This is a genomic window from Halomonas sp. LES1 (assembly GCF_031846005.1).
GTDB lineage: Bacteria > Pseudomonadota > Gammaproteobacteria > Pseudomonadales > Halomonadaceae > Halomonas.
Genome location: NZ_JAVRGC010000001.1, coordinates 201,619 through 221,348 on the forward strand (window position 1 = coordinate 201,619; position 19,730 = coordinate 221,348).

At 64.6% G+C, this 19,730-nt stretch carries 33 protein-coding genes; 15 read left to right on the plus strand and 18 right to left on the minus strand.

What is annotated here, in order from left to right; all coding sequences use genetic code 11:
* Positions 1-2: 2 nt before the first annotated feature.
* The 14 genes from RM463_RS01025 to RM463_RS01090 form a co-directional block, all read right to left on the minus strand.
* Entirely contained in the window at positions 3-1,967 is a 1,965-nt protein-coding gene (locus tag RM463_RS01025; RefSeq protein ID WP_311428611.1) for a phage terminase large subunit family protein, read from the minus strand.
* Positions 1,954-2,472 carry a helix-turn-helix domain-containing protein gene (locus RM463_RS01030; protein ID WP_311428612.1) on the minus strand — a complete coding sequence of 173 codons (519 nt, stop codon included), beginning with the start codon at positions 2,470-2,472 and terminating at the stop codon, positions 1,954-1,956. The genes RM463_RS01025 and RM463_RS01030 overlap by 14 nt, the downstream gene beginning before the upstream one ends.
* A gap of 119 nt (positions 2,473-2,591) precedes the next feature.
* Positions 2,592-2,774 (minus strand): hypothetical protein, encoded by a 183-nt coding sequence (locus RM463_RS01035; protein WP_311428613.1) that lies wholly within the window; start codon positions 2,772-2,774, stop codon positions 2,592-2,594.
* Positions 2,775-2,784: 10 nt separating this feature from the next.
* On the minus strand, positions 2,785-3,153 hold the full coding sequence (locus RM463_RS01040) for a hypothetical protein (protein WP_311428614.1): 369 nt from the start codon (positions 3,151-3,153) through the stop codon (positions 2,785-2,787).
* Positions 3,150-3,446 carry a hypothetical protein gene (locus tag RM463_RS01045; RefSeq protein WP_311428615.1) on the minus strand — a complete coding sequence of 99 codons (297 nt, stop codon included), beginning with the start codon at positions 3,444-3,446 and terminating at the stop codon, positions 3,150-3,152. Before RM463_RS01045 ends, RM463_RS01040 begins: the two co-directional genes overlap by 4 nt.
* A 90-nt stretch (positions 3,447-3,536) precedes the next feature.
* Positions 3,537-3,893, minus strand: coding sequence for a D-Ala-D-Ala carboxypeptidase family metallohydrolase (locus tag RM463_RS01050; protein WP_311428616.1), 357 nt, complete (start codon positions 3,891-3,893; stop codon positions 3,537-3,539).
* An 8-nt stretch (positions 3,894-3,901) separates the two neighbouring features.
* Complete coding sequence (locus RM463_RS01055) at positions 3,902-4,300, minus strand: hypothetical protein (protein ID WP_311428617.1); 399 nt, start codon at positions 4,298-4,300, stop codon at positions 3,902-3,904.
* An 89-nt stretch (positions 4,301-4,389) separates the two neighbouring features.
* Entirely contained in the window at positions 4,390-4,926 is a 537-nt protein-coding gene (locus RM463_RS01060) for a hypothetical protein (protein ID WP_311428618.1), read from the minus strand.
* Complete coding sequence (locus tag RM463_RS01065; RefSeq protein ID WP_311428619.1) at positions 4,926-5,459, minus strand: VRR-NUC domain-containing protein; 534 nt, start codon at positions 5,457-5,459, stop codon at positions 4,926-4,928. Before RM463_RS01065 ends, RM463_RS01060 begins: the two co-directional genes overlap by 1 nt.
* Positions 5,456-5,716 carry a hypothetical protein gene (locus RM463_RS01070; protein WP_311428620.1) on the minus strand — a complete coding sequence of 87 codons (261 nt, stop codon included), beginning with the start codon at positions 5,714-5,716 and terminating at the stop codon, positions 5,456-5,458. The genes RM463_RS01065 and RM463_RS01070 overlap by 4 nt, the downstream gene beginning before the upstream one ends.
* Positions 5,716-6,006, minus strand: a complete 291-nt coding sequence (locus tag RM463_RS01075; protein WP_311428621.1) for a hypothetical protein — start codon at positions 6,004-6,006, stop codon at positions 5,716-5,718. Before RM463_RS01075 ends, RM463_RS01070 begins: the two co-directional genes overlap by 1 nt.
* On the minus strand, positions 5,999-6,346 hold the full coding sequence (locus RM463_RS01080) for a hypothetical protein (protein ID WP_311428622.1): 348 nt from the start codon (positions 6,344-6,346) through the stop codon (positions 5,999-6,001). The genes RM463_RS01075 and RM463_RS01080 overlap by 8 nt, the downstream gene beginning before the upstream one ends.
* 2 nt (positions 6,347-6,348) lie before the next feature.
* On the minus strand, positions 6,349-6,981 hold the full coding sequence (locus tag RM463_RS01085) for a replication protein P (RefSeq protein ID WP_311428623.1): 633 nt from the start codon (positions 6,979-6,981) through the stop codon (positions 6,349-6,351).
* 7 nt (positions 6,982-6,988) lie between these two features.
* Positions 6,989-8,029, minus strand: a complete 1,041-nt coding sequence (locus tag RM463_RS01090) for a DnaT-like ssDNA-binding domain-containing protein (protein WP_311428624.1) — start codon at positions 8,027-8,029, stop codon at positions 6,989-6,991.
* An 89-nt stretch (positions 8,030-8,118) separates the two neighbouring features.
* Between RM463_RS01090 and RM463_RS01095 the strand changes: the two genes are divergently transcribed.
* Positions 8,119-8,553 carry a hypothetical protein gene (locus RM463_RS01095; protein WP_311428625.1) on the plus strand — a complete coding sequence of 145 codons (435 nt, stop codon included), beginning with the start codon at positions 8,119-8,121 and terminating at the stop codon, positions 8,551-8,553.
* 188 nt (positions 8,554-8,741) lie between these two features.
* Here RM463_RS01095 and RM463_RS01100 read toward each other — a convergent pair whose 3' ends face one another.
* Positions 8,742-9,041 carry a hypothetical protein gene (locus RM463_RS01100; protein ID WP_311428626.1) on the minus strand — a complete coding sequence of 100 codons (300 nt, stop codon included), beginning with the start codon at positions 9,039-9,041 and terminating at the stop codon, positions 8,742-8,744.
* Positions 9,042-9,115: 74 nt separating this feature from the next.
* The gene (locus RM463_RS01105; protein WP_311428627.1) at positions 9,116-9,406 is read right to left on the minus strand and encodes a hypothetical protein; all 291 of its coding nucleotides are present in this window, start codon (positions 9,404-9,406) and stop codon (positions 9,116-9,118) included.
* 283 nt (positions 9,407-9,689) lie between these two features.
* Between RM463_RS01105 and RM463_RS01110 the strand changes: the two genes are divergently transcribed.
* The 8 genes from RM463_RS01110 to RM463_RS01145 all read left to right on the plus strand — a co-directional run bounded on the left by RM463_RS01110 (position 9,690) and on the right by RM463_RS01145 (position 15,187).
* On the plus strand, positions 9,690-10,205 hold the full coding sequence (locus tag RM463_RS01110; RefSeq protein WP_311428628.1) for a S24 family peptidase: 516 nt from the start codon (positions 9,690-9,692) through the stop codon (positions 10,203-10,205).
* Between the two features lie 22 nt (positions 10,206-10,227).
* Positions 10,228-10,974, plus strand: a complete 747-nt coding sequence (locus RM463_RS01115) for a HipA family kinase (RefSeq protein WP_311428629.1) — start codon at positions 10,228-10,230, stop codon at positions 10,972-10,974.
* Positions 10,971-11,801 (plus strand): DUF3037 domain-containing protein, encoded by an 831-nt coding sequence (locus tag RM463_RS01120; RefSeq protein ID WP_311428630.1) that lies wholly within the window; start codon positions 10,971-10,973, stop codon positions 11,799-11,801. Before RM463_RS01115 ends, RM463_RS01120 begins: the two co-directional genes overlap by 4 nt.
* A 124-nt stretch (positions 11,802-11,925) precedes the next feature.
* The gene (locus RM463_RS01125) at positions 11,926-13,470 is read left to right on the plus strand and encodes a DUF4041 domain-containing protein (protein ID WP_311428631.1); all 1,545 of its coding nucleotides are present in this window, start codon (positions 11,926-11,928) and stop codon (positions 13,468-13,470) included.
* 358 nt (positions 13,471-13,828) lie between these two features.
* Positions 13,829-14,230, plus strand: coding sequence for a LuxR C-terminal-related transcriptional regulator (locus RM463_RS01130; protein WP_311428632.1), 402 nt, complete (start codon positions 13,829-13,831; stop codon positions 14,228-14,230).
* The gene (locus RM463_RS01135) at positions 14,227-14,565 is read left to right on the plus strand and encodes a hypothetical protein (RefSeq protein WP_311428633.1); all 339 of its coding nucleotides are present in this window, start codon (positions 14,227-14,229) and stop codon (positions 14,563-14,565) included. Before RM463_RS01130 ends, RM463_RS01135 begins: the two co-directional genes overlap by 4 nt.
* Positions 14,562-14,882, plus strand: a complete 321-nt coding sequence (locus tag RM463_RS01140) for a hypothetical protein (protein ID WP_311428634.1) — start codon at positions 14,562-14,564, stop codon at positions 14,880-14,882. Before RM463_RS01135 ends, RM463_RS01140 begins: the two co-directional genes overlap by 4 nt.
* On the plus strand, positions 14,879-15,187 hold the full coding sequence (locus RM463_RS01145) for a hypothetical protein (protein ID WP_311428635.1): 309 nt from the start codon (positions 14,879-14,881) through the stop codon (positions 15,185-15,187). The genes RM463_RS01140 and RM463_RS01145 overlap by 4 nt, the downstream gene beginning before the upstream one ends.
* Before the next feature lie 28 nt (positions 15,188-15,215).
* On the opposite strand, the gene RM463_RS01150 is transcribed toward RM463_RS01145, so the two are convergent.
* The gene (locus RM463_RS01150) at positions 15,216-15,722 is read right to left on the minus strand and encodes a hypothetical protein (protein ID WP_311428636.1); all 507 of its coding nucleotides are present in this window, start codon (positions 15,720-15,722) and stop codon (positions 15,216-15,218) included.
* Between the two features lie 316 nt (positions 15,723-16,038).
* Here RM463_RS01150 and RM463_RS01155 point away from each other — a divergent pair, with 316 nt between their 5' ends.
* The 6 genes from RM463_RS01155 (at position 16,039) to RM463_RS01180 (ending at position 18,801) form a co-directional block, all read left to right on the plus strand.
* Positions 16,039-16,320, plus strand: a complete 282-nt coding sequence (locus RM463_RS01155; RefSeq protein WP_311428637.1) for a hypothetical protein — start codon at positions 16,039-16,041, stop codon at positions 16,318-16,320.
* A complete protein-coding gene (locus RM463_RS01160) occupies positions 16,317-16,523 on the plus strand; it encodes a hypothetical protein (protein WP_311428638.1) in 207 nt (68 codons plus the stop codon). Before RM463_RS01155 ends, RM463_RS01160 begins: the two co-directional genes overlap by 4 nt.
* Positions 16,520-16,735, plus strand: coding sequence for a hypothetical protein (locus RM463_RS01165; protein ID WP_311428639.1), 216 nt, complete (start codon positions 16,520-16,522; stop codon positions 16,733-16,735). The genes RM463_RS01160 and RM463_RS01165 overlap by 4 nt, the downstream gene beginning before the upstream one ends.
* A 191-nt stretch (positions 16,736-16,926) precedes the next feature.
* Complete coding sequence (locus RM463_RS01170; RefSeq protein WP_311428640.1) at positions 16,927-17,463, plus strand: hypothetical protein; 537 nt, start codon at positions 16,927-16,929, stop codon at positions 17,461-17,463.
* A gap of 2 nt (positions 17,464-17,465) precedes the next feature.
* Positions 17,466-17,663, plus strand: a complete 198-nt coding sequence (locus RM463_RS01175; protein ID WP_311428641.1) for an excisionase — start codon at positions 17,466-17,468, stop codon at positions 17,661-17,663.
* 4 nt (positions 17,664-17,667) lie between these two features.
* Positions 17,668-18,801 carry a phage integrase Arm DNA-binding domain-containing protein gene (locus RM463_RS01180; protein ID WP_311428642.1) on the plus strand — a complete coding sequence of 378 codons (1,134 nt, stop codon included), beginning with the start codon at positions 17,668-17,670 and terminating at the stop codon, positions 18,799-18,801.
* 305 nt (positions 18,802-19,106) lie between these two features.
* Here RM463_RS01180 and RM463_RS01185 read toward each other — a convergent pair whose 3' ends face one another.
* The gene (locus tag RM463_RS01185) at positions 19,107-19,343 is read right to left on the minus strand and encodes a hypothetical protein (RefSeq protein WP_195687121.1); all 237 of its coding nucleotides are present in this window, start codon (positions 19,341-19,343) and stop codon (positions 19,107-19,109) included.
* Positions 19,344-19,730 lie beyond the last annotated feature (387 nt).

Sequence of the window (19,730 nt, forward strand, 5' to 3'; positions counted from 1 at the left end):
CGTCACCAGTGGTTGACCCAGGACTGGCCTGGTCGTGATCGTCTGCGCCTAGTCTTGCGTTTGCGGGGCTTGGGATCCGCTGGCGGTGGTTCCGGGGCAGGGTCGGCATCAGGCTTGCGCTTAAGCGGCGCGACCTCCTCATCATCACCCTCGGGCTTCTCGTACTCGGCCAGACGGGCGGCGTGGCGCTTCATGTTGGGACTGGCGATCTTCAGGGCGGCGTAGGCGTAGAGGCGGCAGTCGAGCGCCTCGTTACGCGGGCGAGTCTGGTGCCACTCGCGCTTGGGCACACCCTTCACATACTTGGTGACCAACTTCTCGGCGGTGAGCTGGTGGAAGAACTCGGCTTCGCGCTCCGCGGGGAAGTGGCAGTAGCCGGGACCGGGCTCGGTAACGGCCAGGCGGCGCATCACGGTGAGCTTGCCCTCGTCAGTGCCGACGCTGAACAGGTCCACCTTGCGCTGGCCGCGGCCGGTGCGCTTGCGCGAAGGGGCGGTGACGACGGGACGATCCCAGCCGCCGACACCCTTGATGGCGAACAGGCGCCGGCCAGTCTTGCCCCGGGCGTATTCATAGGCCCGCTGGGTGTAGCCGGCGCTGCCGCCGGTATCCAGGCAGGCGGCGATGATGCCTAGCTGGGCGCCGCTCTCGTGGGTCCAGGTGGTGGCCAGGTAGTCATCGAGGTCGCGCCACACCTCATCCTGGAGCGGGTCGCCCCACAGCACGGTGAAATCCACGGACCACGACTCGTCGCCGTAACCCCAGGCGACGGTCTCCATCTCCAGGCGATCCTGCTGCATGTCGATGCCGGCGGTCAGCACCACACCGCCCGCCGGTACCGGTGCGCGGAAGCTCTCGGCGCGCTCCATCAGTACGTGCGGCTCGGCTTGCTCGCCCTGCTCCTCCCAGGTCTCGGCCAGTGAGACGTTGATGAACGACTGCAGGTCGCCCTTGGCCTTCTTGTCCAGGAAGCTCTGCACGATGTCGCGCAGCCGCCGGAAGCAGGAGTAGAGCTCGTTGAGGTGGTAGCTAGCATGCCCCCGGAAGGGCTTGGCGGACTTCCAGCCAGCGCCGACCTTTTCGGCGGTGCGGATCGCGGCGATTCGCTCGCCGTCATTCCACATGGCGCCGCAGTGCTTGCAGATATAGGCGGCGGTGTCCGGATGATGGGTGCCGTCGCCGTCCTTGTCCCAGGTGACCTGGTGCCAGTCGAGCGCCTGATGGGCATCGCAATGCGGGCAGGCCACATAGAAGCGGCGCTGATCGCCGAGCTCATAGGCCGCCTCGATGCGGCTCTCACCCTTGATGGTTGGCGTCGAAATCTCCACCAGCAGGCGCTGGTCACCGAAGGTGGCGGCGCGCTGCCACAGCAGCTCGACCTCGTCGCCCTCGTCGGTGCCGCTGTAGCCGTCAACCTCGTCGGCCACGATCCATGGCGCTGAGCGGCCGCGCATGGTCTTGGTGGATCCGGCCCAGGCGAACATCAGAAAGCCGCCGGGGTAGCTCTTCATGCGCTGGTTGTTCACGCCCTCGTGGCTGCGCGGCTTGGCCAGCAGCCCCTCAAGCACCGGGTTGGCGGCGACCATGGGGTTGAACTTGGTCTCGAGCCACGTCATCAGATCGCCCTGGCTGGGCTGCATCATCATCTGGCTGCGCGGCTCGTGGGCGATGCCATAACCCTGCAGGCAGAGGGCGAGCTGGGTCTTGCCGACCTGAGCTCCCCACATTAGCGAGATTCGGTAGCACCCAGGATGGGCGGCCATATCCATCGGCTCACGCTGGTAGGGGGCGTTGTCAAAGCGGATCGGGCCGGGAATGGCGTTTCCTGCCGGAATCCTGACGTTCTGCTCGGCCCACTCGCTAGGCTTGAGCGGCGCCGGCGGGATCAGGTGGCGAGAGCTGCGCTTGAGTGCCCGCAGAACCCCTGCGCTGTTGCTGAACTGCTCGGCCGCCTCAATCGTCTGCATCGTCAGCCTCTTCCTCTTCCAGCTCGATGTCGGACTCGGCGGCAGCCTCCAGGGCCTGCACCAACTCCGCCTTGAGCACCTCCTTGAAGCGCCCCTCGTCGGTCTCGCCAATCAGCTGACTAACCACACGACTCGGCACGTTCATTACGTTGGCGCGAACGACCGCGTTCTCCATCGCCCGGGCGCGCTCGAACTCATCGATCGGCGCCACCTGCCGGCGCGCCGCTGCAAGATCCAGCTCGGCTTGAGCGGTCTCGGCCGCCAACTTGCGCAGCTTGAGCTCGAACTCGTCCATCGGCGCATCGGACTCTGCCTCGGCACGAGCCTCGTCACGCAGCCACTCGCTGACGTCCTTGGTGTTGAAGCGCCACGGCTTGCCCTGTCGGCCTCGCTGCTCGAACGGGCAGCCACGGCGAATCCAGCCAGTGATGGTGTTGAGCGACACGCCGAACACCTCGGCGAGCTCTTCGCGATTGACCGCCCTTCCCTTCCCTTTGAACGCCATCGGCTTCCTCAAACAACAACAATCAACCGGCCCCTGGGCGCCTCGCTCATGCCAACTTCCGCGCGTCCTGTCACCCGCAGGCGGCACCCCCGCCGGGAGTACCTAAAAAGTTCTGCGATCTAGCCGCCATCTTCCTCGATATGCTCGTCCCGCCACGCGCGCAGCGCGGCCTTGTCGGCGCGCTCGCACTCCACCGCACCCCGCAGCCCTTGGAGGGCGCCGCCGATGGTGCGGTCGCCCAGCGAGATCTCGCACGGCTCGAGATAGGCCTCAGGCGGCAGCAGGGGGCGAACCTCAACCACCGCCACCGGCTCACTGGCGCAACCGCTCAGCCAGGCCGTCAGGCAGACGCACCCCCATACAGGCATCAATTTCGGCATCGGCTGCCCTCGCATTGCGGATCTCATCAGATAGCCCCCGGGCCCGGTTTTGGGCAGCCAGGGCGTGGGCCTTCTCGGCCTCCAGGGCGGCGTCGCGCGCCGCCATGGCCACCTGGTGCTGTTCATGCTGCCGGGCCAGCTGACTGCCCAGCTCCTCGATGGCGGCCTGCCTGATGGCCAGCTCGGCCTCCTGCTCACCGATGGTGCGGGCCTGGTGCAGGCCCACCGCCACCACACTAGCGGCGCCGGCCGCCAGACCTACCGCCAGCCACAGCCTCCAGGAGCGCAGCAGGCCGATCACTGGGCCAGCGCCCTGCCGCGCGCGCCGATGACCTCGAGCATGCTGTCGGCGGCATACCCCACGCCGAACGCCGCCACCAGGCTCGGCGGGCCCGGGTCAGCGATCAGCAGGTAGCCCACCCCGGCGCCAATGACGGCGAGGGCGCTTTTGTACGGCCGAGCCTTGAGGTAGGCCGGCAGGCTCAGCGCCTCGAGCTGCTGGCGAACCTCCAGAAACTTCTTGAGCAGGTGGGTCAGCAGTCCGCCAGAGAGCATGGCGAGCGGGACGAGATGGGCGGGCAGTTGGTCGAGCATAAGGCCTCCGATGGTGACGCCGCTTGATGCCGAGCAGTGCAGCCTCGAGCAGCATGGTAATAACAAAAAATGCGGCCAGGCCGGCCGTGATCAGCCGGGCCACCGCGCGGGCCCGTCGGTCCTGGTGTCAACGTGAACGAACGTCTGGTAGAGCCCCAGGCTGGCATAAGGAAACTGCTCGGCGATCCAGTCGTGAACCGCGGCCGGAGGCGTGCCGGCGACCTTGATGTCAGCCGCCCGGCCATAGATATGCTGGGAGCGAGAGGCGCCGCCCACGGCGGCATTGTGCGAACGACATCGCGCCGCGCTGGTCACCGTGACCGGCATGCCGAAGTGCTGACGAACCGCCTCGAGGATGCGCAGGGTGTCGGCATCGATGGTGTCGAAGCCACAGCCGCAGTGACACGCGAACTCATGGCGGGAGAAGTGCGGGGCGATCTGCTGCATGGTGCCTCCTATTCGAGCCAGCCTTTGGTGCCGGCGGTGATCACAGCCGTGACCGCCAGGGCGGCGCCCCAGGCGGTCACGCTCGAGATAAAGTGGCTGCGCTGAACCCTGGGCTCGACCACGGTGCGCACGTGCTCACGGTGCTGGCGGGCGTGAAGCATCTCCTTCTCGAGAGCGGTCAGCCGATTGCCCTGGTCGGCGGTGATCTTCTGGACGTCGAGCATCTGGTTGAACAGGTTGGGGATCTGGGCTACCGCCTTGGCCATCTCGGCGTGGCTGTCGCTCATCGACTCCATGTGGCGCTCCAGCCGGGTCAGAATCTCCCCCTGGCCATCGAGCCGCGTTTCCACTCGTGCCAATCGCTCGTTCATTTCCGCCATTACCGGGCCTGCGTCTCTGCTGGGCATCAAGGTCTCGATCCGCGCGCGAGGCGCGGTGGTGACTGCATGCCTGGCAGTATGCAGGGGTGTGCGCACCCCCCTCCGCTGGCGGGCCTTCATAGATCGAGGCCCAGCTGAGGGTCCGGTGGCCGGCGCTCGCCACGACGCTTGACCGGCGCATCGTCCAGGCCCTCGCCTATATCCACGCCCAGGATGTAGCCAATCGTCAGCGGGCTGATCTTCACCGAGTGGGCAATGATCTCGATGTCGATGCCAGCCTGATGCATCTCTCGGGCCTCGACCACCATGCTCACCCACTTCTCGCTCATCTTGAGCTCGACGGCGATCTCGGCTACCGAGCGCCCCAGGTCGCGCAGCGCCAGGATGCGTCGATTGGCCATTGCCCGCTCCATGTAGCGACACAGCGCCGGCTGTATCGACTGCCCGCCCAGCGCCTCGGCCAGCGCCTCGGCATCCTCCTTGCCCACCAGCGCCACCAGCTTGTGATCGTCGGAAAGGTTCGCAGGGGTCGGGATATAGATGTTGCGTCGCCTCGAGCGCCGGCCACACGGCGGCAGCTCTCTCACCAGATGCAGCGCCTGGTCACGCCCGATCACATCCGCAATCTTCTGCACGCTCTTCGGCAACCGCATCACGACCTCCAGTCGGTACCCGCCTCCAGCCGCCGCACCGGACCCACCACCTCCGTCGCCGGCAGCGCCATATACTCGCGCAGCACCTCGCGCGCCTCCTCCAGCCCTCTGGCCAGCACCGCGCCATAGCCCCGAGCGTCGGCCAGCGCCAGCCACTCGCGCTGACTCCTGGCCAGCGCCGCATGCCTCGGCGGCGTCGCCTTGAACTCCAGATAGAGACCCAGCAGCCCGCCGCGCCCCTCCATCACCACCAGATCGCTGACGCCAGCCCTCACGCCCTGACGCTTCAGGTCGGCGGCGGTCTTCTTGTTGCGCTGGCCACCATTGGGCACGTGGTAGATCACCGGGTAGGCCTGCCCCACCTCCGTGCCGCGCCGCCACTCCCCGTGCAGCCAGCTGATCAAGGCCTCCTGCTCGCTGCCCTCGTAGTCGTGGCCTGAGGCGCGCCGGCGAGCCGCCTGACGAGCCCCCGTCGGCGGGTTGCGCTTGATCTCGGCCACGCTGGGCATCCGCTTCTTGCGATAGATCGTCACAGCGCCAGCTCCTCGTTCTGATCCCACAGCATGAAGCGCTGCTCGACCTCGGCCAGACGAGCAGCTGCCACCGGATCCACGCCCAGGGCGCCCAGGCTTTCCACCTGGCACGCATCGCGCAGCCAGCTCGCCGCCGTGGTGCGGTTATGCGGCCAGCGGCTGGAGTGGCGGCTGGTGGCATCGAGGAACTCGCAGAACCTCGGGCTCTCCGCCAGGCGTTCCGCGCACAGCCAGTTGGGATGTTTCATCTCGGTCACTACCCGGCCCTCCTCTGCCCGCGCTCCCAACGCTGATAGTCCGCCACGATGCGATCGAGCATCCCGCGCGCCCGGTCGCAATGATCGATCCCCGCCCTGCTGGTCACACCACAGCTCTTACGAATGAAGTCCGCGGCATCCTGCGCGCTGTGGGTGCCGTCCGGCAGCGCCGACCAGGCGAGGCCGTGGGCCTGACGGCGGCGAGCATCCAGATAGAGACGAAACCGCGGGTTCTGGCACAGCATCGCTGCGCGCCGGGCCTGCTGGCCGCCTTTCTGCTGATCAGTCACGGCCACCCTCCCCGCCCTGTTGGCGCTCGTCGGCCGCCTGCAGCCACCTGATTCCCTTGGCGGTGATGCCCAGCACCTGCCGGGCGGGCTTACCCTCGGTGCCGATCGGCGCGATCAGGTCGAGATCGGCGAGCTCACTGCAGCGGCCGCAGATACTCGAGAGCGGGATCTGCAGCGCCTCGGCCAGGGCCTGGCGGGTCTCGCCCTGTCCCGCGCCATGCCAGTACAGGCGACGCAGGATGGCCAACTGCTGGCGAGAGGTGCGGCCGGTGCGACAGGCATGCATCAGGGCACCATGCTTGATCTCGTTACTGGTGGGTTGCATCAGTGCAGTGGACATCATCACGCTCCGTTCAGCGCCGCGCGGAGGCTGCGCAGCCCCTGGTCGGCATTCATGGTGTGGGGCAGGCCTGCTGCCTCGGCCTGCTGCTGTGCTGCTTCCCGGCCGGCACGCTCGGCCAGCTCCGCGGGGGTGCGGCTACCGTCATGCTCGAGCAGCTCACGTGGGGCGAGGTCCTCGCCGGCCATCACGCGGTTGACCAGGGCGCCGTAGTGCTTGGCGAAACCCTTTTCGAGACGCGCCGCCTTGGCCTCATCACCCCCGTGGGTCAGCTCCCACCAGCCCACCTGGTTGCCGGCCAGGCGCACCGCCTCGTGGCGCCAGCGATGGGCGCGGGGCTCGTGAGCGTGGGCGCACACCTCGGCCCAGGCCTCGGCAGTGGTCGGCAGGCCGAGATCCTCGGGGCGCGGCTCGCACAGTGCGGCGAACGCCACCGGCTGCGGCGGCCAGGCCTCGTCACCGGAGCGCGCGGCCTCACGAACCTGCTGACGCAGGCGATGGATACCCAGCTCCAGGTGCCGCCGGCTCAGGTGCGCCAGCTCGGCCAGCCACACGCCGCCCTCGTCGTAGGCGCCCCACTGGCTCGAGAACTTGGCCCCGTACATCGCGCCCAGGGCGTCGAACACCAGATCCATGTCCTGCTCAGTGACCAGGGGGGTGGTGCTCCCCCTCGTAGACGGCCCCGGATCCTGATTCGCGGGCGGCTCGGTCACGTGCACGCGCCTCTGCTGCGGTGAGACGACGTGCTGGAGTACGTTGGCGGCGGTTTGCATGGTCACCTCCGGTAGCGGCGGGAGATTGGGAAGCTCGGGCAGCCTGGCGCTGCAGGTTCTCGTGGACCCACTTGGCGAAGCGGCGAGTCCAGTCGGCAGGGGTGTGGGTGCGCCCGGGCTGGGCGGCGTAGTGTTCGCGGAAATCGATCAGCGCGATCGAGACATCGGCGTCCACCGGCAAGCCACGGTCGAAGCAGGCGCGCTGCCAGGTCGGCAAGTCCGGCTCCCACTCCAGGGTCATCGGCGCCTTGCGGCCCGCGGTGGTCGTCGACTGACAGGGGTGCGGGGTTACCGGCGCGTCCACGTCGAGCGGCTGGCCCTGGTCGTCCAGTTCGGCGGCTCGATCGAACACGCTCGGCGCATCGCTCGCGCCCGCATCAGAGAGAGGGGGTACTCTCTGTTGTAGTCTCTGTAAGAAAACTCCGGTTGGGAGATTCTGTGCACTCCCTTCTGGCGATTCTTGATTCTCCGAAGGGGAGTTTTCAGATTCTCCCGATGGGAGATTGTGGGCAGTGGCGGGAGTTGCAGGCGGTTCCGGCACCTCCTCATCGCTCAAGGCCTCGGCCAGGCGAAGCGCCAGCACATCGGTATTCACCCGGTACCAGGTCTTCGCCGGCACCCCCTTGCGCACCTCCTCGAGCACGCCGATCGCGACCAGTTGACGCCGGGCAGTCACCTGCTGCTTGGCGCTCATGCCGGTCTCGGCTTCCCAGCTGTCGCTGTCGCCCTGCTGCTCCTTCCAGAACCAGCCATCGCGCTTGCGAGCCGTCGGCGTGTTGCATAGGAACAGCGCCTGGCTGAGGAAGATGGCACCCTGCACGGTAACCCCAGGCAGGCGGGCAAACACCGGCTGATACGCCACAGGGCGACCCAGCAGGCTCGGCAGCATGGCGGCGGTAATACAACTCATGCGCCACCTCCGCGTTGATAGAGGGCCATGGTGACCTCCGGTACATTAGGAATTTCCACACACCGCAATGCACCTGATGGAGAATCACCATGGCCGAAACGAATATGAAACCGATGGCATACCGCACTGAGTGGATACGGGCCCGAGAGGAGGCGGCTGAAAAGCACCAGGTGTTCAGCGATAGAGGACGTGACGAAGAGGCGCTGAGTCGCGCCATGAAAGAAGCCTTTCGCAACTACCTGCTGCATTGCTATGCCGACAATGTCCGACAGGAGCTCGGCACGCCCTGGGCGCCGCTGGAGGGGCTCGAGGCAGCTCGCTTCAGCGCCATGGAAAAACTGAGACTGATGCCGGATGCCGCAGGCAAGCTGACGACTGAAGACCTTGCAAAGGTCCTGCATAGAGAGCTGCATGGCTTCACCCTTCCTCGGCCGGCGGCTGAAGCGTGTCGTGGCGATCTGTGCGAAGCGCGGCTTTATCCGATGCTTCAGCCTCACGAGCCTGAAGCCACGAACGGCGACTAACCGCTGTATCCGGGAGGCCAAGCTTCTGGCGAATTGCCGCGATCCTCGCCCGTTGCGTGGCCTCTCTGGCTCTACACTCCCCAGCCTGGCGCTCAGCGCTCTCCGCCTCGGCACGAGTGCGAAACAGTCCGCCGATCTGCTCAGCCAACTCCAACTCCAGCTCCCATTGTTGCTGCTCTTCGCGTGGCTCAAACATTGCCCTTCTCCCCTTCCATCTGCGCCAACTCCTGGCGATAACTCGCCACCAGGCGCTTATGCTTGGCCTCGCGGGCCTCGATGTCGGCCTGGGCGCCAGCATCCGTGGCACGGGTACGCGCCAGCAGCTCGGCGAAGGCCGTGTGGTAGATAACGCGCAGCCGTAGCGCCTCGCTCAGTGGCTTGCCGGCGCGCTCAGCGCCCTTGATGTCCACCGCCAGGCTAGTGATGCGCTCGATCAGGTCGTGATGCGCGGCCGGGTCGTCGGTAGGCAGTGCCTGGATCACCTGCATGTCTTCCTCGCTCCCTGGGCCCGGCATGGCGGGCAGTGCTGCGGTACTGAGTCCTGTATGGTCATCCACCCCGGTCAGGCGGTCGTCGCTGGTGTCTGCCGGGGCGTAAGCTTTGGGGTGTTGGAGGGAGGAGAGTCAGATGCAGTCAGCTCAGGCCATATCACATACCAATCGTCTGGACGCAGGCCTCTCCGGGTTACGCGCCCGCTGCTTGCAAGCTCGACCTTCACTGCTATCTGGGGCGAGGCAACTTTGTTGCCGTATCCAATTTGCTTCAGATAAGCCCTGGTCGTGCCGGTGCTCGAAATCTGCTCATCACTAGCCTGCTTGATCCAATCCAGCAGTCCGTCGTGTCGTTTCTTCATAGCAATCTCCTCTGATTACCCGAATGTTTACCTATAGGTGAACATTTATCAATACCTAGAGGTGATTTACCTTTAGATAACAAGCCGGGATCATTCGGGGATGGACATCTACAACACCCGCCGGGCGCGCTTGCGCCAGCTACTCAAGGATCGCTTCGACGGAAAGCAGGTCAGGCTTGCTGATGCTGTTGAAAGGCAGGCGGGCTATATCTCGAGGTGCTTGTCGGAAGGGAAGCACCAAAAGCGGATAGGCGAAGAGCTTGCCCGAGACATTGAAGCTAAGTTGGCGCTACCGCGGGGCTGGCTCGATCGCCCAGGCGACGAAAGCGAGACGCAAAGCGCCAGCCAAACTCCCGGCCATGCCAATGTGCAGCGCGCGCCCCACCCGATCCGCTACCACCGCTACCCGGTGATCAGCCGCGTGCAGGCCGGTGCCTGGACCGAGTGCGTCACGCCCTACGAGCCCGGCGCCGAGCCCCACGAAGAGGCCAGCGACTACCGCGCCCAGGGCAAGGCATTCTGGCTGGAGGTGCAGGGCGACTCGATGACCGCCCCCGCCGGCAGCCTGCCCAGCGTGCCCGAAGGCACCTTGGTGCTGTTCGACACCGGGCTGGATGCCACCCCCGGCAAGCTGGTGGCCGCCCTGCTGGATGACAGCAACGAAGCGACCTTCAAGCAGCTGGTGGAAGACAGCGGCCGGCGCTACCTCAGAGCGCTGAACCCCGCCTACCCGCTGATTCCCATCAACGGCAAGTGCCGCATCCTCGGCGTCGCCGTGGAGGCCAAGACGCGGCTATAAGCAAGGAGGCAGGACCCCAGGGATGTTGATCCAACGCACACTGATAGCCGAGGAGATCCTCAGGCCCGCCGAGCAAGGCCGCTCCTGCCCCTTCCTGGTGCGTGACACGGAAGGCGACATCTACGTCGTCAAGGGGGTCGATGGCGCAGGCCGGCCCGCTCTCGTCTCGGAGCTGCTCTGTGCCGAGCTGGGCAGCCGCTGTGAGCTCCCCATCCCCAATTACGGCATCATGGAGATCTCGCCAGCACTCATTGCGCACTGCGGGGTGGAAAAAGCGCACGATCTCGGCGGCGGGCCCGCCTTCGCCTCGCTCCTTATCGAGCAGGCGGCCGAGCTGCGCTTCGCCCAGGTGGCTAGCATCGACGAGCCCCTGCAGCAGCGTGTGCTACTGTTCGATATATGGGTCAACAACGGCGACCGACAGCTGACCGACCTGGGTGGCAACGTCAACCTCTTGATGACACCCGACAACCACTTGGCGGTCATTGATCACAACGTCGCCTTGCTGGAGCTCGAGACACCGGACTGGACGAACCGCCACGTCTTCAGCGGACAGACGAAAGCTCTGGACGACCTGGTGGTGCGGGGGTCACATATCTCGGTCCTTGACAGCGCCTTGGCCGATTGGGATACGATCATCGACCTTTTGCCCGACGAATGGGTCTATAGAGATCCAGACGACAACACGACGCCATCCCAGCCGACACTTGATGCGCGCCGTCAGTGGCTAAGCCGGCTAAACGAGGATGACATCTGGAGGAACCTATGAGCACCATCTGCCACTATGCGGTGCTGCGCTTCCAGCCCTACCCCGAGACAGGTGAGTTCGCGAACCTGGGGATCGTCATGCTCTGCAGCGATGGCACATTCCTGTACCGCCTTGAGACCCGCCACTACAAGCGCATCACTCAATTCTTCTCCAAGCTGGACAAGAAGGTGCTGCTGAATGCCCGGCGGAGCATAGCCGACGAACTGGCACGGATCAGCAGCGTGATGCAGAAGCACGCTTCCGATAGCGAGCTCCAGCTCTCCGTCTTCAAGCATCTGACCGGACCGAGCGAGTCACTCCTGCGCTTCAGCCGCCCCGGGGTCATCGCCGCGGCCAAGCCAGAAGACGCCCTGGAGAAGCTGTTCCTCAACTATGTGCACCACGACTTCAGCCAGAAGCCAAATGAAGAGGCGCAGCTGACCAGCCAGGTCACCAAGTGGCTGCGTAGCTTCAGAAATCGCCTGTATGCCGAACGTACGCTGGGGAGCGAGCTACTGCAGGTGAAGTTCCCGCTGGTGTGGGAGGAAGCCGGCACCGCCAGGCAGGCCGTCAAGCCCATCAGCTTCGACCTGGAAGACTCCAGCAGCATCATCGAGAAGGGTGACAAGTGGGAGAAACGAATGCGGCGCTTGAAGAATGCAGACCAAGCGCCAGCAGATACCGTGTTCGTGTGTCGCGCCCCCGAGGTGAAGTCTGGCCCGCGATTAAAGGCCTACCGAGAGATCCATCAGGAGCTGACCGGTACCGGGCTAGTCAGGATTGTACCTGACACCCTTGGCCAGGCCGGGATACTGCAGGCCATCGAAGAAGCGCCAGCGTTGCACTGACCAGCCTCCTCGCCCATCAGACCCGCCCTCGAGGCGGGTTTTGTCGGCTCTGTCCTACATAGAACCGCATCTAAATATGGCAAGCTAACCGTTTAACAACACGAAAGAAACAACGGGGAACGCCATGTCTGAAGGCTCTATCGTCTTATTAGTAATACTCGCCCTGATTCTGTCTGGCTGGCTGGTGGCTCTGCGTTATCGGCACAAGGTCAAGTTAAAAGACAAAGAGATCAGTCATATCCGTAACTCAGTAGAGCACCTGTGGCAGTATGAAGAAGTCCACGATGCCAGCGAAAAAGCTCGAGAACTGGTTAGCCAGGCAGAAGAGTCAGCTCACAACACTCGACGCCGAGTTGCCGAGATCGAGCTACAGGCCCAGCAGGCCGCCGATCAGCTACGCCAGGAGGCCGAACAGGAGAAGCAACGCATACTCAGTGAGGGGCGCGCCCAGGGCAGAGAGGCCCGGGAGAAAGCTGAAGCAGTGATGGCCCACGCCGACGATCAGGCCCGCCAGATCATCAATGATGCGCGCAGGCAGGCAGAAGAGACGGCCGGTAATGCGTTGAAGGCCGTCGAAGATGCCAAGCTGTACGAACAGACAGCCAAGGCGATGCGCAACATCATCGAGGGCTATCACGACGACTACATCGTGCCCAATGCCAGCCTACTCGATGACCTGGCCGAAGACTTCTCCCACAAGGATGCTGGCGAGAAGCTCAAGCAGGCACGCAAGCACAGTCGCGATATGGCCAAGAACGCGCGGGCCGGCGACTGCGACTACAAGGAGGCAGTGCGCCGCGAGTATGCCATCCACTTCGCTGTCGATGCCTTTAACGGCAAGGTCGACTCGATCCTTTCCAAGGTCAAGCACGATAACTACGGCAAACTCCGCCAGGCAATTCTCGACGCCTTCGCCGTGGTCAACCACAACGGCAAACCATTCAAGAACGCCCGCATCACCGACCTTTACCTGCAAGCCCGACTGGAAGAACTGAGATGGGCAGTGGCCGCCATGGAGCTAAAGCGTATCGATCAGGAGGAGCAGCGCGAAATCCGCGAGCAGATGCGTGAAGAAGAAAAGGCCCGGCGCGATGTTGAAAAGGCATTGAAGCAGGCCGAGAAGGAAGAGCGCATGCTGGCCAAGGCCATGGCCGAGGCACGCAAGCAGCTGGAGAGCGCCAGCGCAGAAGAGCGCGCCCAGTTCCAGGCGAAGCTATCCGAGCTTGAGCAACAGCTGGAAGAGGCAGAGTCACGCGGTCAGCGCGCCCTCTCCATGGCTCAACAGACCAAGCGCGGCCATGTCTACATCATCTCCAACGTCGGCTCATTTGGGGAGAACGTGTTCAAGATCGGCATGACTCGTCGACTTGAGCCCCTAGACCGAGTCAAGGAACTGGGCGACGCCAGTGTGCCCTTCTCGTTCGATGTTCATGCCATGATCTACTCGGAAGACGCGCCAACTCTGGAGCGAGAGCTGCACCGCCAGTTTTCAGACCACCAGGTCAACCGCATTAACCCTCGCAAGGAGTTCTTCAAGGTTCCGCTAGCTGAAGTCCGTAACGCCATCGAGCAAGAGGGACACGAGACCCACTGGACCATGGCGGCTGAGGCGTGGGAGTACCGCGAATCCAAGGCTCTCGCCGAACGCCAGCTGCACGCAGTTTCCTGACCCTCCCCAGACCATCCAACCCGCCCACCGAGGCGGGTTTTTTGTGCCCTCCCCCAACGCAAAACGCCCCGGCCATCCATGGCCAGGGCGAAGCGCGAGCAGTGACGCGGCGTGTCCCGGCGACCCATGGGCCGCATTCGTCTGGCGTCACACTCCCAGCATAGTCCATTCGGGCACCTCTACAGCCCCCTGCCTCCCACCTATCACGTAATCCATCGGCCATACCGGCTGTCTGCCTGACGCCTGCCAAGGGGGAGTGGCTACGTTCGAGACAAATATTTACCCATAGGTATTGACTAGATGTTTACTCATGGGTAATTATTACCCATACAACATCACGACATGCTGGAGGCACCACATGGACCACGCACCGCAGTTTCTGGAGTTTGCCGGGTACCGCTGCCGCTTCGGCCGCCGTGGCTCCGGCCTGCCCACCGCCAAGCAGGTGATGGTGCTGGCCGGCCTCGCCTCCGGCATGACCCAGAAGGAGATCGCACAGGCGCGCGGCATCTCGCCGGCCACGGTGAAGAGCACCGCCGAGGCGCTCTATTACCACTTGCACGCCATCCGCGCCACCGACGCCGTGGCCCGCGCCATCCGCCGCGGCTGGATCGCCCCGCTGCTGCTGGCACTGATGGTCGGCGGCCTGCACCAGGACACCACCCAACTGATACGCGTTCGCCAGCCGGTGTGCACCCGCCAACCCGTCTCCTCCACCAGCCGGATTGCCCGGCGCGACCTCGGGAGTGTTTACGCATGACCATCACCTCCACCGCCGCCGAGATCGGCACCGTCTTCCGCGAGCACGGCATCGGCATCGCCATCGCCGGCCCCATCATGCAGATCCAGGAGCTGGCACTGGCCATCAGCCTGAACAACCGCTATCGGGTCAGCGTCGCCTACCACAGCCAGAACCACCTGATCGAGGCCACCATCTGCGAACGCCTCGGCGGCATGTGGGTGGCCCAGCGCACCCTGGGTGCCGCCCTGCCCACACGCGACAGCGACGAGCGCCAGCGCCAGCTCGCCACCCACGACCTGGGCAGCATCGCCGACACGCTTCGCCAGCTGCTGAAGGAGGGGCCCGCAGCATGAATCAGCACGAAGAGAGCCGCCACAGCTACCCGCTGATGTATCTGGCCAAGGCCTGGCGCCAGCACGCGCAGCATCACGGCGAGAGCGATCCCCAGGTGGAGATCACCGCGGTACCGGCCAGCCACGGCCCGCGGGGTGGTTACTGGTCCGCCTTCTTCGCCCCACGCAGCGGCGAGATGGTGATCATCCAGGGCGCCGGGCCCCACCCCACCCACGCCGCCGCTCGCGACTTCCTGACCTGGATGCTTCAGCAGCTCCACCACAACGGAAACATCACGCTCTACCCGCGCGTGTACGACCAGGAGGCCATCGCATGACGCTACGCGAGATTGTCACCCGGGCGGTGCTGATCGCCGCCATGGCTGGAGCCCTGGGCGCTGGCGGCCACGTGATGGGCTGGATCGCCAAGACCGACGCCGAGATCGAGCGCGCCAGCGTGCAGGCCTACTGCCAGGGCGTGGCGACATGGCAGGCCGAGGCCGCCCAGGGCATCGCCCCCGAGCGCCGCACCGGGCATCCCGATTACGACAACCGCGCCGCCGAAGACTGCCCCAGGGTACAGCCGGCGGGCAGCCGTAAAGAAATCCTTTACAACTCACAGCGCCAGCTGGCGCAGTTCTGAGGGGCGAGCAATGCACATTGCAGAGGTATCAGGAAGGGGTGCCCTGCCCTCGTTGCGTGGCAGCAGCAGGCTCACATGGCTGGCCGCCTATCAGCGGCGCCAACAGGCGAGCCGACAAGGTCAGCGCCTTCATCTGCTCAGGCTGGCCACGCATCAAGCAAGCCTTGTTGTATGCAATCAGCTCGACTGCAGAGAGAGCGCGGCTGTCCTGCTCGTGCACGCGCTCCATTTGCTCGATCAGAGATTTGTCACTCAGTTCATCCATGCGCCCCAGGAGAGCCGCATAGCGCTGCTTTTGGGCTTTGGCCGCGCCAGCGGCTTCCCCAAAGCGACACACGAACTGGAGGGCGGCGATAGAGGCAACAGCAAAGCCCAACAGGAAGGTATTGGCAAGATTACCGAAAACAGCCGAGCCCAGAAGAATCAGCAAGAAGGTGCAAAGGCGCTCAGCCCGGGCGTTCAGGGTCTCGGTCAATTTTTCCACATTGAAAGAGTTGAAAACGGTGAACTCTTTCACGTTTCGCTCCGGGCTCATGGCCTTCTCCTAGCGGCTATTAGGCCTTGCGATCTGGCGGTGGAGGTGGCGGCGCCCGGTGAATGGGCACATGACTCCTTTGCTCTCTTTCAGGCAAGGGAGGGGTGGGTCGCGGGGCTCCGCCCCCTGACTTTTCTTTGCTCATTTAATGATTCCTGCGCTGTTGTGGTGTGCCTACACGCTAGCACAGCGCACTTAGAGTTTCCTGCTGTTGTGGTGATAGCAGGACGCGTCACCTGCGTAGTGGTGAGTTCGCCGGGGCTGCCCGGCACCTGAACACCTTCGCTCGCCCTGGACACATAAGGAGGGCCACTGCATGACCGCCGATCCGATCTTCGACCCGCGCACTGGCAAGATGATCACCGTCTACGAGCTGGCACGCCAGACCGGCGTGGCCGCCCATTTGATCTGGCATCGCTACGACACTCTTGGCGTGCGCTCGATGACGCTGCTCGTCCCGCGCGGTACCTCGATCGACATCAATGCCGAACGCGCCGCGGCGTATCGCATCTGGCGGCGCTCTACCGCCGGCATCCTCTCCACCCATCGCCTGGGGCAGTTCGCCCAGGCCCAGCGCCAGCATAAGGAGGCCGCATGAACACCATCGGAAGCCTGATCAACACCAGCGCACACGACGCCAAGATCACCCTGGAAGGGATGCTGGCCAGCCGCCCCGCGGAGGCCGCCCGCACCGCCCTCGACTTGCTGGAAGCTCTCCAGGGCAAGGAGGGACAGGCCAGCCGCCGCAAGGTGGCCGCCAGCGTCCTGCGTAAGGCCGCCAAGGAGCTGGAAGCATCATGATCAGGCGCATGTACTTCTACTCAGCTTCCCGGTGGCGGGAAGACGGCCGAGGAGAAGCCTGGCAGTACGGCGTGATGACCCTACGGTCTTGGCTCCCTCGCCCGCTGGAGGCTTACGAAATGTGCCGGGAAAAGGCCAAGGCGGTATTGGACGAGCGGCAGCCAGGCAATACGCAGCCGCTGCGCATGCTGGCATTCAACCGGATGAAATGAGGCCGAGATGGCCGGGAGGGGTGAATGATCTGTTGTGACTTTTGCGGGATAAGTGAGCACCAGGCCAGTCGCTTAGCTGCTGCATCAAGACCCTGCGAAGGCGGCGACGTAGCTATCTGCCACGCATGCGCCCGGATCGCCGTCAGAGAGCTCGACGAGGCCGAGAAGAAAGAAGCCGAGGAGACCGCCGAGTGAAGCCGACCCACGTCCACAGACAACACGGCGGCCCAGCGGCCCGCATCGGTACCGCCCAGGGCGAGGCCCATCACGCCGGCCAGACCCTGGTGATCTTCCTCGACATGGGCATGGACCCTCCGGCGACTGACTATATCGAGATCAGCCTATGGGAGTCGGAATGGCAGAAGATCCCCAGCAACGCCTGCCCTGTCTGTCACGGATCAGGCCATGACCAGATCAAGAAGCGCAAGGATCGCCCCTGCGGCGGCTGCTACGGCCTGGGGCGCGTGAAGGAGGGCGGCGAGACGCCGAAGGGCGAGTGGGAGGTGGCCGAAGTGGCAGGCCGCATCATTGCGGAACTGAAGGAAGACAAGGTGGGGGTCGAGAGGCGGCTGGTCCAGGTGATGCAGGCCCCGGGCGTGGCTGAGGCCTTGGAAACAGAGCGCGCCAGGCGCCAGCAGGCGGCCAGCGATGCCCAGGCCGAACAGGAGCGGAAGTGGCGGGACGGCCGCGGGCATGGCCCGGGCGGCGCACGGTATACAGGAGACTGACTATGAGCAAGCTGATGGATCTCGACCAGTGGCGGCGGGCGCGCTTCGCCGGCAGCCCGCCCTCCATGACCACGGTGCGTCGCTGGTGCCGGGAGGGCCACGTGCCGGCCAAGAAAATGGGCGGCACCTGGTACATCGATCTCGACGCCGAACGGCGCCAGACCGGCAACCCGCTGGCCGACATAGTGCTGGAGGCCTAACGACATGGCGCCACGGCCCAGGAAGCGCAAGAACAAGGGACTCGAGCCCAATCTCTATGAGCGCAACGGCTACTACACCTACCGCCGGCCCGACACCGGCACTTGGCACGGGATGGGCCGGGATCGCGGCCAGGCGCAGGACGCCGCGCGGATCCTCAACGCCCGACTGATGACCGGCGTCGACCATGTGGCCCGAGTGATGGGCGAGGAAGGCGACACCCTGGGCGCCGCCGTGAAAGGCTGGCTGGCAGAGTGGGTCGAGCCCGACCGCAAGCTCTCGAAGTGGACCAAGAAGGCCAAGCGCGGGCGCGGCAACCGACTGATCAAGGACGCCGGCGAACTGCCTCTCACGCAGCTCACCACCCGCTGGTGCGCTCAGTACCTGGACGACAACCACCAGGGCAGCGCCTACGTGCAGTATCGTGCAGTGCTCTCCCAGGTGTGCCAGTTCGCCCAGACCAAGGGCTGGCTGGCGGCCAACCCGGTAGAGCCGACCCGCTCGAGCAACGACTACCAGAAAGTCCGTCGGCGCCTCACCGTCGAGCAGTTCCAGGTGATCTACAGCCACGCCCCCGAGTGGATGCAGATCGCCATGGAGCTCGGGCTGCTCTGCCTGTTCGGCCGCGCCGAGGCGGTCAATGCCCGCTTCGACGACGTGCGCGGCGGGCGCCTGCACTACATCCGCCAGAAGACCAAGGAGCGCAGCAAAACCGCCTATGTGGCGATCAGCATGACGCCGCCCATCGAGGACCTGGTGCGCCGGGCCCGTGCCCTGCCGCCCATGTCGCCGTTCATCGTGCATCGCGAGCCGGTGCTGTTGCGGCGCAGCGCCAGCAAGGACCACTGGACCCAGCTCAGTGGCGACCAGCTCAGCAAGGAGTTCCAGCGGCTGCGCGACTTGGTGCCGAGCATCGCCCGCCTGCCCGACAAGGCCAAGCCGTCGTTCCACGAGATCCGCGCCCTGGGCTCGCGGCTGCATGAACTGAGCGGCACCGAGGTCGCCGACATCCAGGTGATGATGGGGCACGCCGATGCCGAGATGACCCAGGTCTATCTGGACGGTCACGACATCCGCTGGCAGCAGGCCCAGGGCACCGCTCTCGGGATGGCCGAGCTCCTGTCAAAACCCGGCGCATAACCTCTTGATTTGTATTGGTCGAGATGGCCGTATTGGTCGCCCCCTGAAACGGGCGGTTTCCCCAACGGCAGCAGGGGGTTAGCTACCACCCGGCGGGAAAATGGGGTTGCAAAGGTCGCAGGTTCGAATCCTGTCGCTCCGACCAGAAACATCAAAAAACCGCCACTTACGGATCATGCCGGGTGGCGGTTTTTCGTTGTGGGTTCCAGGCGAGATCAATAACCCAAGGGAGGTGGACGTCCAACGCCCTATTTCTTTCCCCCTCTCCTTTCATCCTCTTCTTTCGCTTGCTCTAGGCCAGGCCGTCAATCCAGGAAGGCCGCGATGCCTTCGTCATCGATCGCTTCATGCACCGCATCCAGGGCGGCCTGGTCGGTGGGAAACCGGTCATCCCACACATGGGAGGTGCCATCCTCGTTGACGACTTCCAGCAGCCAGTCGACCTCTTCCTCCAGGCGGTAGATATCAACCTGCAGGGTGTGACCGTCACGGGTAATGGCCTGGCTCAGGGGGCTCTGAATGAGTTCGGGCTCGGTGTTCACGAGGCTCTGTCTCCGGAATAGCTGTTAGTAAGGGGAATTACTCTACCCCCAACGCCTGCACCACGGCATCCCCGGCTCGGCGTAGCAGCTGGTCTATAACTTGGTGAGCGACTCGGCGAGGATCTAGGGATATCCGACTGCAATGGGTAAAAGGCCATTGCCATCCGACGTCAGGCAAAGCTAAGGGGCCAGACCATTGGCGCGCATGGTGAAATGTTCGGCCAGCCACTTGACCCGGTGCATGGCCACCACCGTCTTGCCGGTACTTGCTCCGCCCAGCAATCGCACCGAACCGTTCTTCTTGTCCTACGCCAAGTGGCGCAGGGCCAAACTCGGTGCGAGCCCGGCCCCATTAGCGCTTCTCTTTTCCAACGGTGCAAGGGTCAC

Excerpts from the sequence above, each read along its gene's own strand:
- RM463_RS01025 (WP_311428611.1), bottom strand. The coding sequence starts at position 1,967 with ATGCAGACGATTGAGGCGGCCGAGCAGTTCAGCAACAGCGCAGGGGTT.
- RM463_RS01030 (WP_311428612.1), bottom strand. The coding sequence starts at position 2,472 with ATGGCGTTCAAAGGGAAGGGAAGGGCGGTCAATCGCGAAGAGCTCGCC.
- RM463_RS01045 (WP_311428615.1), bottom strand. The coding sequence starts at position 3,446 with ATGCTCGACCAACTGCCCGCCCATCTCGTCCCGCTCGCCATGCTCTCT.
- RM463_RS01050 (WP_311428616.1), bottom strand. The coding sequence starts at position 3,893 with ATGCAGCAGATCGCCCCGCACTTCTCCCGCCATGAGTTCGCGTGTCAC.
- RM463_RS01055 (WP_311428617.1), bottom strand. The coding sequence starts at position 4,300 with ATGCCCAGCAGAGACGCAGGCCCGGTAATGGCGGAAATGAACGAGCGA.
- RM463_RS01060 (WP_311428618.1), bottom strand. The coding sequence starts at position 4,926 with ATGCGGTTGCCGAAGAGCGTGCAGAAGATTGCGGATGTGATCGGGCGT.
- RM463_RS01080 (WP_311428622.1), bottom strand. The coding sequence starts at position 6,346 with ATGTCCACTGCACTGATGCAACCCACCAGTAACGAGATCAAGCATGGT.
- RM463_RS01085 (WP_311428623.1), bottom strand. The coding sequence starts at position 6,981 with ATGGATCTGGTGTTCGACGCCCTGGGCGCGATGTACGGGGCCAAGTTC.
- RM463_RS01090 (WP_311428624.1), bottom strand. The coding sequence starts at position 8,029 with ATGAGTTGTATTACCGCCGCCATGCTGCCGAGCCTGCTGGGTCGCCCT.
- RM463_RS01095 (WP_311428625.1), top strand. The coding sequence starts at position 8,119 with ATGGCCGAAACGAATATGAAACCGATGGCATACCGCACTGAGTGGATA.
- RM463_RS01100 (WP_311428626.1), bottom strand. The coding sequence starts at position 9,041 with ATGCAGGTGATCCAGGCACTGCCTACCGACGACCCGGCCGCGCATCAC.
- RM463_RS01105 (WP_311428627.1), bottom strand. The coding sequence starts at position 9,406 with ATGAAGAAACGACACGACGGACTGCTGGATTGGATCAAGCAGGCTAGT.
- RM463_RS01115 (WP_311428629.1), top strand. The coding sequence starts at position 10,228 with ATGTTGATCCAACGCACACTGATAGCCGAGGAGATCCTCAGGCCCGCC.
- RM463_RS01120 (WP_311428630.1), top strand. The coding sequence starts at position 10,971 with ATGAGCACCATCTGCCACTATGCGGTGCTGCGCTTCCAGCCCTACCCC.
- RM463_RS01125 (WP_311428631.1), top strand. The coding sequence starts at position 11,926 with ATGTCTGAAGGCTCTATCGTCTTATTAGTAATACTCGCCCTGATTCTG.
- RM463_RS01130 (WP_311428632.1), top strand. The coding sequence starts at position 13,829 with ATGGACCACGCACCGCAGTTTCTGGAGTTTGCCGGGTACCGCTGCCGC.
- RM463_RS01135 (WP_311428633.1), top strand. The coding sequence starts at position 14,227 with ATGACCATCACCTCCACCGCCGCCGAGATCGGCACCGTCTTCCGCGAG.
- RM463_RS01140 (WP_311428634.1), top strand. The coding sequence starts at position 14,562 with ATGAATCAGCACGAAGAGAGCCGCCACAGCTACCCGCTGATGTATCTG.
- RM463_RS01145 (WP_311428635.1), top strand. The coding sequence starts at position 14,879 with ATGACGCTACGCGAGATTGTCACCCGGGCGGTGCTGATCGCCGCCATG.
- RM463_RS01150 (WP_311428636.1), bottom strand. The coding sequence starts at position 15,722 with ATGAGCCCGGAGCGAAACGTGAAAGAGTTCACCGTTTTCAACTCTTTC.
- RM463_RS01155 (WP_311428637.1), top strand. The coding sequence starts at position 16,039 with ATGACCGCCGATCCGATCTTCGACCCGCGCACTGGCAAGATGATCACC.
- RM463_RS01160 (WP_311428638.1), top strand. The coding sequence starts at position 16,317 with ATGAACACCATCGGAAGCCTGATCAACACCAGCGCACACGACGCCAAG.
- RM463_RS01165 (WP_311428639.1), top strand. The coding sequence starts at position 16,520 with ATGATCAGGCGCATGTACTTCTACTCAGCTTCCCGGTGGCGGGAAGAC.
- RM463_RS01175 (WP_311428641.1), top strand. The coding sequence starts at position 17,466 with ATGAGCAAGCTGATGGATCTCGACCAGTGGCGGCGGGCGCGCTTCGCC.
- RM463_RS01180 (WP_311428642.1), top strand. The coding sequence starts at position 17,668 with ATGGCGCCACGGCCCAGGAAGCGCAAGAACAAGGGACTCGAGCCCAAT.